This window comes from Cronobacter muytjensii ATCC 51329, assembly GCF_001277195.1.
Classification (GTDB): Bacteria; Pseudomonadota; Gammaproteobacteria; order Enterobacterales; family Enterobacteriaceae; genus Cronobacter; species Cronobacter muytjensii.
Map to the genome: position 1 here is coordinate 2,158,913 of NZ_CP012268.1, position 12,559 is coordinate 2,171,471.

A 12,559-nucleotide genomic window follows, 5' to 3' on the forward strand; every position below is an offset into this window, starting at 1 on the left:
AGTGGAGGTGGGTTAACCGTGCACGAACAAAATCGGCGCGATAGTCGCGGTGGTCACTGACGCGCCAAATTTGCTGCGCATTTCATGAGTGGCGATTATCGCGCCGGGGGGTTATTCCCGAAATTGCGGCAGGTAGTCGCGGTTGAGCGCCAGCACCTCGTCCAGCAGCGCCTGCGCAAGCGTCGCGTCGCCCACCAGCGGGTTGGTAATAAGCGCCAGCAGACCGCTGGCGCGGTCGCCTTCGACCGCCGCCTTGATGGTGAGCCGCTCATAGGTTTTCACTTGGGTCGTTAAGGCGTGCATGGCGGGCGGCAGCGCGCCAAACACCAGCGGATGGGCGCCCTGCGCGTCCACCACGCAGTTGGTCTCCACCACGGCGTCATCCGGCAGGCCGTGAATGGCGCCGCGGTTAGCCGTGTTGACGACCAGCATCGCGCCACGGTGGTTATGAATTGCATCGATAAGCTCCAGCGCCACCTGAGAGTAGAAGGCACCGCCGCGAAAGCTGAGCTGCTCCGGTTTGTGCGCCAGCTGCGGATCCTGGTAGCACGCAAACAGTTCGCGCTCGACCGCCATTACCTGCTCCGCGCGAGTGCCGCGACCGCGCGCCGCGTCGATTTCTTCTTCCAGCATCTGGCGGCTTAAGTAGAAATAACGGTGATACGGGCACGGAATAGCGCCAAGCGCGCGCAGCAGCGGCGCGGGCCACGGCGCCTCCTGAATGTTATTCATGGTGAGGGTCGCGCCGTTACAGAGTTTATCGAGCACCGTTTGCGTTCGGTCTTCGCCGCGCACCGTCACCTGATGCACCCACACCATATGATTAAGCCCGGCAAAGCGCAGCGCCACTTCGGCTGACGGCTCGCCCAGCATGGCGGCTATCATGTGATGCATGGTGACGGGCACATTACACAACCCGATAATTTTCGCCTTGCTGTGGCGCTGTACCGCCTCGGTGACGATCGCCGCCGGGTTGGTGAAGTTAATGATCCACGCCTGCGGCGCGAGCGTCTCCACTTTACGGGCGATATCGAGCATGACAGGAATGGTGCGCAGCGCCTTGGCGAACCCGCCGACGCCCGTGGTCTCCTGGCCAATCAGTCCGTATTTCAGACCCAGGCGTTCATCGGCGGCGCGGGCGGGCAACTGACCGACGCGCAGCTGCGTCAGCACAAAACTCGCGCCGCGGATCGCCTCATCCGGCGTAAAATGAACGGATACACACACCTGCGACAATCCGTTTTTCGCCAGCATCCGGCGCGTCAGGCCCGCGATAATCTCCACCTTTTCGCGCCCGGCTTCGACATCCACCAGCGCCAGCTCATGCAGCGCGATGGTTTCTTTGCGGGCTATCAGCCCTTCCACCAGCTCCGGCGTGTAGCTGCTGCCGCCGCCGATAATCGCTATTTTCATCGTCCGTTCGGTCATGCCTTTCCCCCTGTTATCTCTGCCCGCATGGTTATGAGCGCGCGCTCAAGCCTACAGACTATAGAAGGGAAACCGTGCAGACCGGCGTGAAAGGCTTCGCAGAATGGCTAAAAAGCCCGCTCGGGGCGTGGAAGGGTACACCCGCCGCGGGCGCGGCGGGTGGGCGCTAAATGCGACGCGCCTGCCAGAATTTTTTGCGCCAGTAGACGTTATCGAGCGATGAGCGCATGACGCCGCGGCTGGTGGAGGCGTGGATAAACTGGTTGTCAGTGTCGTAGATCCCGACGTGCAGGCCGTTCTGCCCCGATCCGGTTTTGAAAAAGACTAAATCGCCCGGCAGCAAATCGTCTTTATCGATTTCTGTGCCGATTTCCGCCTGCTGGCGCGTTTCACGCGGTAGCATCAGCGAGAAGCGATCGCGGAAGGTCATCATCACGAAGCCGGAACAGTCTACCCCGCCGCGGCTCATGCCGCCGTAGCGGTAAGGCGTGCCGTACCAGTGGTTCAACTGGTCGTTGAGTTCGGCAATCACGGTGATGGAGTCGGAAAGTCGTGCGTTCGGCGGCGGCGCGCGGTGGGAGCTACATCCCGCCAGCAGCAGCGTCGCAACAAGAAAGATCCATAGCCGCATTTTTCAGGCAAATCCTCTGGCCTTATGATTTTTCGCTAATGTAGCCGCCAGCGCGCCGGCTGGCAAGATGGCCGCGCTCAGAGTGTATCGATAAGCAGGCTGTGGCCGTCCACCTGTAACCGGCGAAACGGCAGCCCGTAGGCCGCACCGAGCCTTGCGGGCGTCATTACCTCGTCACGCGGCCCGTGCGCCAGCAATTTTCCTTCGCAAAGCAGCCAGACGCGGCATGCGTGGCGCAGGGTATGGTTAAGATCGTGACTGCTCATCACGACCGCGATGCCTGCCCGGGAGAGCGTAACGAGCAGCCGGTCTAACGCCGCCTGCTGCGCAACGTCGAGACTGTTCATCGGCTCATCAAGGATAAGCACCCTGCCTTCAGCGTGATTAAGCGGGTGAATTTGCACGATCACGGCGGCCAGGCGTACGCGCTGCCATTCGCCGCCGGAGAGCGTATTGACCGGACGCGTCAGCTTGTCGTCGAGCATCAGGCACCGGGCGACCGCTTCCAGCGCCGCGCCGCACTGCGCACCGCCGTGCAGCGTGAGGTAGTGCCAGACCGGCATCGCGAAGGGCGGGGTCTGCTGCTGGGAGAGATACGCCCGCTTGCAGGCGAGCGCAGGAGCGCTGAAAGACGCGAGCGGTTTGCCGTCGAAGAGAATATCGCCACCGCCGTCCGCCAGGCCCGCCATGCGATGCAGCAGCGTGCTTTTACCTGCCCCGTTGGGGCCGACGAGATGGACGATATCGCCTGCCTCAAGCGTCGCGGTGACAGGCCCCAGACGGGTACCCACCGCGACGTCGCACAGCTGCAGCAATGCCGGCATTATTTCGCCAGCGCCAGCTTAATCGCTTCCATCACAATAGGATCTTCCGGCGTCATATCCGGCGAGAAGCGCTGGATAACGTGCCCGTCACGACCCACGAGGAATTTCTCGAAATTCCACAGAATATCGTCCGGGTAGAGCGGCGCGCGGCCTTTGCTCGCCATACGCTCATAGAAACCGCTCTGCTCCGGCGCGACGGCTTTGGGCGCTGCGGCGATAAGCTTCTGGTACAGCGGATGACGGTTTTCGCCGTTGACGTCGATTTTACTGAACATCGGGAACGTCACCCCGTAAGTGGTGCTGCAGAAGGTTTTGATTTCGTCTTCGCTGCCCGGCTCCTGGCCCAGGAACTGGTTGCACGGGAAGCCAAGCACGCGGAAACCGGATGGCTCCCACGCCTTGTGGATATTTTCCAGTTGCTCATATTGCGGCGTCAGGCCGCACTTCGAGGCCACGTTGACGATAAGCAGCACTTTACCTCTGTACTGCTCAAGCGAAATGGTTTCACCGTCAATGGTGGTCACTTCGGTATTCAGAATGTCGTGTTGCATAGCTTCCCCTTAGAAGGATGGTGTTATGGAACTAGCGTCCAGCCCTTAATAATAGCCAGATAAATACCGGTGCGCCCAGGGTGGCGGTAACCACGCCTATCGGCAATTCCGCGGCGCTCAGCGTCAGGCGCGCGAGAATATCGGCGACCAGCAGCACCCCGCCGCCTGCGAGCATCGCGGCGGGCAGCAGCGCCCGGTGATCGGCGATGCCGCACAGCCGCAGCACATGCGGCACCACTAAACCGACAAAACCGATGGCGCCCGCCAGCGCCACGCTGACGCCCGCAAGCCAGCCGGTGGCGATAACCAGCAGATTACGCCACAGCCAGACCGGCAGGCCGAGCTGACGCGCGGAGGTTTCGCCGAGCGCCAGCCGGTTGAGCGCATGCGCCTGCAGGCCGCCCCACGCCAGCGCTGGCAGCAGCGCCAGCATCAGCCAGCCCTGCTGCCAGTCGACGCCACCGAAGCCGCCCATCATCCAGTACATCAGCTGGCGCAGATCAAGACTGGTAGAAAAGTAAACCGCCCAGGTCATCAGCGCGCTACAGACGATGCCGAGCGCGACGCCCGCCAGCAGTACTCGACTGGTGGAGAGATGACGCCTGGCAAAATGCAGTAGTATCAACGTGGCAAGAAGCGCGCCTGCGATAGCGCACAGCCCGAGCGTCCAGCCCGGCAGCGCGCCGCCGCCAAGCATTACCGCCGCCACCAGCCCAACGCCCGCGCCGTTTGAGACGCCAAGCAGGCCTGGCTCTGCCAGAGGGTTTTCAAAAAGCGCCTGCATCATAGCGCCGCAGAGCGCCAGCGCCGCGCCGACCAGCACCACCGCGAGCGTGCGCGGCAGGCGAATCTGCCAGACGAACAGTTTTCCCGCCTCGCCAGCCCATGCGGTCGGCCAGAGCCACAGATCGCCCGCGCAGAGGCTGACGACGATTGCCAGCATGAGCGCAAGCGAAAGCGCCGCCAGCACGCGTTTTTCGCGGCGACGTTGGGTGCGAATACAGAGGGGAAGTGAGGCCAGTTGAGATTTCATGCCTTTGATTTTACGGCTCTCTTTACGCAGGGCAAAGAAAAAAGGCCGCGCGATGCGGCCTTTTTGGTCAGGTCAGATTAGCTTTCTTTCGGCGAAGCGTTCTCTACGCGACTTTTCAACTTCTGCCCCGGGCGGAAGGTAACCACACGGCGAGCCGTAATGGGAATATCTTCACCGGTTTTCGGGTTGCGTCCGGGACGTTGGTTCTTATCACGCAGGTCAAAATTACCGAAACCGGAGAGTTTTACCTGCTCGCCATTTTCCAGAGCGCGACGGATCTCTTCGAAAAACAGCTCTACCAGTTCTTTGGCATCCCGCTTGCTAAGCCCAAGCTTATCAAACAGATATTCTGACATTTCAGCTTTTGTAAGCGCCATAGGTTCAATCCCTCAATGATGCCTGGAATCGCTCTTTTAGTGCCGTTACACATTTCGCAACAGTAGCGGCAATCTCGTCTTCTTCGAGTGTACGGCCGGTATCCTGAAGGATCAGGCTGATGGCAAGGCTCTTATAACCCTCCGCAACACCCTTACCGCGGTACACGTCAAACAAGTTTACGCCAACTACCTGATTTGCGCCAACTTTCTTACATTCGGCCAAAATATCTGCTGCCGGTACGTTTTCCGCCACCACAACCGCGATGTCGCGGCGGTTCGCCGGGAAGCGGGAAACCTCCTGCGCCAGCGGTACGACACGGTCGGCAACCTTGCTCCAGAGCAGCTCAAACACCACGGTGCGACCATTCAGGTCGAGCTTGCGCTCAAGCTCTGGATGGACAACGCCAATAAAACCAATACGTTCGCCTTGTAAATAAATGGCAGCACTTTGACCAGGATGCAAGGCCGGATTGGCTTCCACACGGAACTCAATTTCAGATAATTTACCGGTAAGTTCCAGAACCGACTCCAGCGTCCCCTTCAAATCGTAGAAGTCAACGCCGCCTTTCGCCAGATCCCAGTGTTCTTCATAGCGGTTGCCGCACAGGGCGCCTGCCAGCATAAGATCCTGACGGATGCCCAGGTCTGCCTGCGTATCAGGCACAAAGCGCAGACCCGCTTCAAAGATACGTACGCGGCTCTGCTGACGATTCTGGTTATAAACCGCCGTGGTGAGCAGGCCGGTCCAGAGAGAGAGGCGCATCGCCGACATTTCGCTGGAGATAGGGCTTGGCAAAATCAACGCGTCCTCGCCCGGATGCAGCAACTGCTGGACTTTCGGATCGACGAAGCTGTAAGTGATCACTTCCTGATAGCCATGATCGTTAAGCAGCGTCTTCACGCGCTTGAGCGAGAGATCTGCTTCGCGATGGTCGCCCATCACCAGCGACGCCTGTACCGGCTCGTTCGGGATGTTGTCGTAGCCATAGACGCGGGCGACTTCTTCTACCAGATCTTCTTCAATGGCGATGTCAAAACGCCATGACGGCGCGACAGCCTGCCATTCGCCCTGCCCTTCGGTCACCTGGCAACCCAGACGCGTCAGAATATCCGTCACCTGCGCATCCGCAATGTGATGGCCGATCAGGCGATCAAGCTTGCTGCGACGCAGCGTGATGGTGGCGCGCGTCGGCAGATTCGTCTCGCTGGTCACATCGATAACCGGGCCGGCTTCGCCGCCGCAGATGTCCAGCAGCAGACGCGTCGCGCGTTCCATCGCCTGGAATTGCAGTTGCGGGTCAACGCCGCGCTCGTAGCGGTGAGAGGCATCGGTATGCAGGCCGTGACGGCGCGCGCGACCAGTGATGGCGAGCGGCGCGAAGAACGCGCATTCCAGCAGCACGTTGCGGGTTTCGCTGTTCACACCCGAGTGTTCGCCGCCGAAAATACCGCCCATCGCGAGCGCTTTGTTATGGTCCGCGATGACCAGCGTATCGGCGTTCAGGGTCGCGTTGTTGCCATCGAGCAGCGTCAGCGTCTCGCCCTCTTTCGCCATGCGCACCACGATGCCGCCATCTATACGGTCGAGATCAAAGGCGTGCATCGGCTGACCCAGCTCAAGCAGTACGTAGTTAGTAACGTCAACCACGGCGTCGACAGAGCGGATACCGCAGCGACGCAGTTTTTCACGCATCCACAGCGGGGTCGGCGCGGTCACGTCAATGCCTTTCACGACGCGGCCCAGATAGCGCGGGCAGGCGTCGGGGGCGTCAACCTGAATCGGCAGCGTGTCGTTGATGGTCGCGGCGACTGGCGCGATTTCCGGCGCACTCAGGGCCTGCGCATTCAGCACCGCGACATCGCGCGCCACGCCGATAATGCCGAGGCAGTCGGCGCGGTTCGGAGTAACGCTGATTTCGATGGTGTTATCGTCAAGCTTCAGATATTCGCGGATATCAGTGCCGATCGGCGCATCTGCCGGCAATTCGATGATGCCGTTATGATCGTCGGAAATCCCGAGCTCGGAGAAGGAGCACAGCATGCCTTCAGACGGCTCGCCGCGCAGTTTCGCCGCTTTGATTTTAAAATCGCCCGGCAGCACCGCGCCAATGGTCGCCACCGCCACTTTCAGGCCCTGGCGGCAGTTCGGCGCGCCACAGACGATATCCAGCAGGCGCTCGCCGCCGACGTTCACTTTGGTGACGCGCAGTTTATCGGCGTTCGGATGCTGACCGCACTCCACGACTTCGCCCACAACCACACCGTGAAACGCGCCTGCGACCGGCTCAACGCCGTCAACCTCAAGGCCCGCCATGGTGATTTGATTCGCCAGCGCATCGCTGTCAAGGGCCGGGTTAACCCACTCGCGTAACCACAGTTCGCTAAATTTCATTGTTCTGTCCTGCCCTTATTTAAACTGTTTGAGGAAACGCAGATCGTTTTCGAAGAAAGCGCGCAGATCGGTCACGCCATAGCGCAGCATGGTGAGACGCTCCATGCCCATACCGAAGGCGAAACCGGAGTAAACTTCCGGGTCGATGCCGACGTTACGCAGGACGTTCGGATGCACCATGCCGCAGCCCAGCACTTCCAGCCATTTGCCGTTTTTACCCATCACGTCCACTTCCGCGGAAGGCTCGGTGAAGGGGAAGTAAGACGGACGGAAACGAATCTGCAGATCTTCTTCAAAGAAGTTGCGCAGGAAGTCGTGCAGGGTGCCTTTGAGATTGGTGAAGCTGATGTTTTTATCAACAATCAGCCCTTCCATCTGGTGGAACATCGGGGTGTGGGTCTGATCGTAGTCGTTACGATATACACGGCCCGGCGCGATGATGCGGATCGGCGGCTGCTGGTTTTTCATGGTGCGGATCTGCACGCCGGAGGTCTGGGTGCGCAGCAGGCGCGTCGCGTCGAACCAGAAGGTGTCATGGTCGGCACGCGCCGGGTGATGACCTGGAATATTCAGCGCGTCGAAGTTGTGGTAGTCATCTTCGATTTCCGGGCCAGTCGCCACGGTAAAACCGAGCTCGCCGAAAAAGTTTTCGATACGGTCGATGGTGCGGGTGACCGGGTGCAGACCACCATTCTCAACGCGACGGCCTGGGAGCGAAACGTCAATGGTTTCCGCGGCCAGACGGGCGTTCAGCGCCGCGCTTTCGAGTTCGTTTTTACGCGCGTTCAGTGCCTGCTGCACCTGCTCTTTGGCTTCGTTGATAACGGCGCCCGCGGCCGGACGCTCTTCTGGCGGCAGCTCGCGCAGGGTGGTCATCTGAAGGGTCAGATGCCCTTTTTTCCCTAAATATTCGACGCGTACGTTATCTAACGCGGCAACATCCTGGGCGCTGGTTATGGCCGCCTTTGCACTGGCAACCAGATCTGCGAGATGTGGCATGGTTTTCCTCGTTATTCGGCGCTTGCGCCGGTTTGTTGAACTCTGTCTTGTTATTCTTCTGTTTCAGGTGACACGCATGGCGCTTACCGGAGCCGGCCGGGCGCTGTGTCGCCTGCCACTTGAAACAGACCCATAAACGGCAGATATAAAAAAAGCCTCCTGATGGAGGCTTCTGGCGTTGATTTTCCGTTTCTTTTCTTACGCGCAAAGCCCCTCTGATTCAGGCGCTAAAGTAAAAAAAGAAGCGGAAAATGGCAGCGTTCATGCTTGCGTTACCCTGAGGCTTAATGGCGAATTTCACTATTGAAAAGCCCACCAGTAAAAATGTCAACAGATTGATATGGCAGAAATTAAAAGAGGGAGACAAGCTCCCTCTTTCAACTGGCTTACGCCAGAGCTGCTTTCGCTTTTTCAACCAGGGCAGTGAATGCCACTTTGTCGAATACCGCGATGTCAGCCAGGATCTTACGGTCGATTTCAACAGAGGCTTTTTTCAGGCCGTTGATGAATTTGCTGTAAGAAATACCGTTCTGACGTGCTGCTGCGTTGATACGTGCAATCCACAGCTGACGGAACTGACGCTTACGTTGACGACGGTCACGGTAAGCGTACTGACCTGCTTTGATAACAGCCTGGAAGGCAACGCGGTATACGCGTGAACGCGCACCGTAGTAGCCTTTAGCTTGTTTCAAAATTTTCTTATGACGTGCACGTGCAATCACACCACGTTTTACGCGAGCCATAGTGCTCTCCTGTTTCTATTCTGTAAAAAAGTTAAAAGTTAAACGGCTTATGCGTACGGCAGGCACGCGATTACCAGACCCAGATCGCCTTTGGAAACCATGGCTTTCGGGCGCAGGTGACGTTTACGCTTGGTCGCTTTTTTGGTCAGAATATGACGCAGGTTAGCGTGCTTGTGCTTAAAACCACCTTTACCGGTTTTTTTGAAGCGCTTAGCAGCACCGCGTACGGTCTTAATTTTTGGCATCTTAATTACATCCACTTCGCATTGTTAATTAAACGAAACGTAGGCGAACAAAATCTGTGAAGCCCAAAGGCTCCACAGACAATGCTACTTGAAGGCCTTACTGTTTCTTCTTAGGAGCGAGCACCATGATCATCTGGCGGCCTTCGATCTTCGTTGGGAAGGATTCGACCACTGCCAGTTCTTGCAAATCTTCTTTCACGCGGTTAAGCACTTCCATACCGATTTGCTGGTGGGCCATCTCACGACCGCGGAAGCGGAGCGTGATCTTGGCCTTATCGCCTTCTTCGAGAAAGCGAATCAGGCTGCGGAGTTTTACCTGATAGTCGCCTTCATCTGTACCAGGACGGAATTTAATTTCCTTCACCTGGATAACTTTTTGCTTCTTCTTCTGTTCCTTAGAAGACTTACTCTTTTCATAAAGGAACTTGCCGTAGTCCATAATACGACAAACTGGCGGCTCGGCGTTAGGGCTGATTTCAACTAAATCTACTCCAGCTTCTTCAGCCTTTTCGATAGCTTCTCTCAGACTCACAATCCCCAGTTGCTCACCTTCCAGACCTGTTAAGCGAACTTCCTGGGCGCGAATCTCGCCATTGATACGATTCGGACGTGCCGTTTGAACTCGTTTTCCGCCTTTAATACCTTATTCCTCCAGTTGTTGAAGACTGCGGCTGCGAATCTCTTGCTGCAGCTTTTCTATTACGTCGTTGACATCCAGGCTACCGAGGTCTTTACCACGGCGGGTACGAACGGCCACTTTGCCTGCTTCGACCTCTTTGTCGCCACAAACCAACATGTATGGGACACGACGTAAAGTATGCTCGCGGATTTTAAAGCCAATCTTCTCGTTTCTCAAGTCTGCTTTTACACGAATGCCAGCATTTTGTAGTTTACGGGTCAATTCGTTAACGTATTCAGACTGCGAATCGGTGATATTCATCACCACGACCTGAACCGGTGCGAGCCATGTCGGGAAGAACCCGGCGAACTCTTCGGTCAGGATACCGATAAAACGTTCCATCGAGCCCAGAATCGCGCGGTGAATCATCACCGGCACCTGGCGCTCGTTGTTTTCCCCTACGTAAGACGCGCTCAGGCGCGACGGCAGGGAGAAATCGAGCTGAACGGTACCACACTGCCAGGCGCGATCGAGGCAGTCATAGAGCGTAAACTCAATTTTCGGGCCGTAAAACGCGCCCTCACCCGGCTGATACTCAAACGGGATATTGTTCTCTTCCAGCGCAACCGCCAGGTCGGCTTCCGCGCGGTCCCACATGTCGTCCGTACCGATGCGTTTTTCCGGGCGAGTGGAGAGTTTCACCACGATTTTTTCAAAGCCGAAGGTGCTGTACATGTCATAAACCATGCGAATACAGCTGTTCACTTCGTCGCGCACCTGCTCTTCAGTACAGAAGATGTGGGCGTCATCCTGCGTGAAGCCGCGTACGCGCATCAGGCCATGCAGCGCGCCCGAAGGCTCGTTACGGTGGCAGCTACCGAACTCCGCCATACGCAATGGCAGGTCGCGGTATGATTTTAGACCCTGATTGAAGATTTGCACGTGGCCCGGGCAGTTCATCGGCTTGATGCAGTACTCACGGTTCTCGGAAGACGTGGTGAACATCGCGTCTTTGTAATTATCCCAGTGACCGGTTTTTTCCCACAGCACGCGGTCCATCATGAACGGACCTTTGACTTCCTGGTACTGGTACTCTTTCAGCTTGGAGCGAACAAACGTTTCCAGCTCGCGGAAAATGGTCCAGCCGTCGTTATGCCAGAACACCATACCCGGCGCTTCTTCCTGCATATGATACAGGTCGAGCTGCTTGCCGATTTTACGGTGGTCGCGTTTCGCAGCCTCTTCCAGACGCTGCAGGTACGCGTTCAGCGCTTTTTTATCCGCCCAGGCCGTACCGTAGATGCGCTGCAGCATTTTGTTGCTGCTGTCGCCGCGCCAGTAAGCGCCTGCGGTTTTCATCAGCTTGAAATGATGGCAGAAGCGCATGTTCGGCACGTGCGGGCCGCGGCACATATCCACGTATTCTTCGTGATGATAGAGGCCCGGCTTATCGTCACGGGAAATATTTTCATCAAGAATAGCGACTTTGTAGTTTTCACCGCGGCTCACAAACGTTTCGCGCGCTTCCTGCCAGCTCACTTTTTTCTTAATGACGTCGTAATTGGTCTCCGCCAGCTCGTGCATACGCTTTTCGAGGGCGTCGATATCTTCCTGAGTCAGGGTATGGTCAAGATCGACATCGTAATAGAAGCCGTTGTCGATAACCGGACCAATCGCCATTTTGGTATGCGGCCACAGTTGCTTGATAGCATGGCCCAGCAGGTGCGCGCAGGAGTGACGAATGATTTCGAGGCCATCTTCATCTTTCGCGGTAATGATCGCGAGCTGGGCGTCCTGTTCGATAATATCGTTAGCGTCGACCAGCTCGCCGTTCACGCGGCCAGCAATACAGGCTTTTGCGAGACCCGGACCGATATCCAGGGCAACATCCATAGGGCTTACAGCATGGTCGTAATGGCGTTGGCTGCCATCAGGAAGCGTAATAACAGGCATTATAAATCCTTATTCACAGTGGTGACCCACACGCAAGATCACATATGATTTAAAAAGTATTTGATTCATTAAGTGATGTAGCCATCTGACCAACACTCGCCAAATTGGTACACACTTTGGTACGTAAAGCCTTTTCCGTATGACTTTATGCTTTGCGTCTATAGCTATGGTAACACTAATAAAATGGATAAAGCTATCCATGCCAGGATGACCATAAGCGCATCTCCGGCATGTCCGATAAGCACCGGGTATAGCGAAAAAGCGACGCCAGGCGCTTTTACCCGGCAAACGTCAACAGCGCTTCACCGTCAAGACGATAGCGTATCCATTCAGACTGTGGCACCGCACCAATGCTCAGATAAAAATCGATGGCAGGCTGGTTCCAGTCCAGCACGCTCCATTCAAGACGACCGCACCGCCTTTTTACGGCGCATTGAGCGATGCTTTTTAGCAGGGCCCTTCCTGCGCCTTTGCCGCGATACGCAGGAGAAATGTATAAATCTTCCATGTAAATACCGTTACGCCCAAGCCATGTGGAATAACTGGTAAAAAAAACGGCATATCCTACGGCTTTATCTTCCGTCTCGCATATCAGCGCTTCAGTTTTGCTGCCTTCACCAAAGAGCGTTTCCCGAATCTCGTCTGGCGTAGTGACCACTTCCTGTGGGGCTTTTTCATATACAGCCAGCTCATAAATCATATTGAATATTGCCGTTGCATCTTCCGGGCGGGCGGGACGGATCGTATAGCTCATTGCTTTTCCT

The 12,559-nt window shown here is 56.8% G+C and carries 14 protein-coding genes and 1 other annotated feature; all 14 genes read right to left on the minus strand.

The window, feature by feature from the left end:
- Positions 1–111: 111 nt before the first annotated feature.
- The 14 genes from AFK63_RS09970 to AFK63_RS10030 all read right to left on the minus strand — a co-directional run bounded on the left by AFK63_RS09970 (position 112) and on the right by AFK63_RS10030 (position 12,549).
- Positions 112–1,428 (minus strand): 6-phospho-beta-glucosidase, encoded by a 1,317-nt coding sequence (locus AFK63_RS09970; RefSeq protein ID WP_038863333.1) that lies wholly within the window; start codon positions 1,426–1,428, stop codon positions 112–114.
- Positions 1,429–1,594: 166 nt separating this feature from the next.
- Positions 1,595–2,059: an NlpC/P60 family protein gene (locus AFK63_RS09975; RefSeq protein ID WP_038863335.1), complete on the minus strand. Its 465-nt coding sequence runs from the start codon at positions 2,057–2,059 to the stop codon at positions 1,595–1,597.
- A 77-nt stretch (positions 2,060–2,136) separates the two neighbouring features.
- Positions 2,137–2,883 carry a vitamin B12 ABC transporter ATP-binding protein BtuD gene (gene btuD / locus AFK63_RS09980; RefSeq protein ID WP_038863336.1) on the minus strand — a complete coding sequence of 249 codons (747 nt, stop codon included), beginning with the start codon at positions 2,881–2,883 and terminating at the stop codon, positions 2,137–2,139.
- Positions 2,883–3,434 (minus strand): glutathione peroxidase, encoded by a 552-nt coding sequence (locus tag AFK63_RS09985; RefSeq protein WP_038863338.1) that lies wholly within the window; start codon positions 3,432–3,434, stop codon positions 2,883–2,885. The genes btuD and AFK63_RS09985 overlap by 1 nt, the downstream gene beginning before the upstream one ends.
- A 31-nt stretch (positions 3,435–3,465) precedes the next feature.
- Positions 3,466–4,467, minus strand: a complete 1,002-nt coding sequence (gene btuC, locus AFK63_RS09990) for a vitamin B12 ABC transporter permease BtuC (protein WP_038863340.1) — start codon at positions 4,465–4,467, stop codon at positions 3,466–3,468.
- Positions 4,468–4,544: 77 nt separating this feature from the next.
- Positions 4,545–4,844 (minus strand): integration host factor subunit alpha, encoded by a 300-nt coding sequence (gene ihfA / locus AFK63_RS09995; protein WP_007676383.1) that lies wholly within the window; start codon positions 4,842–4,844, stop codon positions 4,545–4,547.
- Positions 4,845–4,848: 4 nt separating this feature from the next.
- On the minus strand, positions 4,849–7,236 hold the full coding sequence (gene pheT / locus AFK63_RS10000; RefSeq protein ID WP_038863342.1) for a phenylalanine--tRNA ligase subunit beta: 2,388 nt from the start codon (positions 7,234–7,236) through the stop codon (positions 4,849–4,851).
- 15 nt (positions 7,237–7,251) lie between these two features.
- A complete protein-coding gene (gene pheS / locus AFK63_RS10005) occupies positions 7,252–8,235 on the minus strand; it encodes a phenylalanine--tRNA ligase subunit alpha (RefSeq protein ID WP_007747462.1) in 984 nt (327 codons plus the stop codon).
- A 145-nt stretch (positions 8,236–8,380) separates the two neighbouring features.
- Positions 8,381–8,505, minus strand: a sequence feature (Phe leader region).
- On the minus strand, positions 8,456–8,500 hold the full coding sequence (gene pheM, locus AFK63_RS21565; protein ID WP_106120997.1) for a pheST operon leader peptide PheM: 45 nt from the start codon (positions 8,498–8,500) through the stop codon (positions 8,456–8,458). (Overlaps the previous feature by 45 nt.)
- A gap of 116 nt (positions 8,506–8,621) precedes the next feature.
- Entirely contained in the window at positions 8,622–8,978 is a 357-nt protein-coding gene (gene rplT, locus AFK63_RS10010) for a 50S ribosomal protein L20 (protein ID WP_000124850.1), read from the minus strand.
- Positions 8,979–9,025: 47 nt separating this feature from the next.
- A complete protein-coding gene (rpmI, locus tag AFK63_RS10015; protein WP_001124225.1) occupies positions 9,026–9,223 on the minus strand; it encodes a 50S ribosomal protein L35 in 198 nt (65 codons plus the stop codon).
- Positions 9,224–9,320: 97 nt separating this feature from the next.
- Complete coding sequence (infC, locus tag AFK63_RS10020) at positions 9,321–9,863, minus strand: translation initiation factor IF-3 (protein ID WP_015741001.1); 543 nt, start codon at positions 9,861–9,863, stop codon at positions 9,321–9,323.
- Between the two features lie 3 nt (positions 9,864–9,866).
- On the minus strand, positions 9,867–11,795 hold the full coding sequence (gene thrS, locus AFK63_RS10025) for a threonine--tRNA ligase (RefSeq protein ID WP_038863346.1): 1,929 nt from the start codon (positions 11,793–11,795) through the stop codon (positions 9,867–9,869).
- Positions 11,796–12,072: 277 nt separating this feature from the next.
- Positions 12,073–12,549 carry a GNAT family N-acetyltransferase gene (locus tag AFK63_RS10030; RefSeq protein WP_038863348.1) on the minus strand — a complete coding sequence of 159 codons (477 nt, stop codon included), beginning with the start codon at positions 12,547–12,549 and terminating at the stop codon, positions 12,073–12,075.
- Positions 12,550–12,559 lie beyond the last annotated feature (10 nt).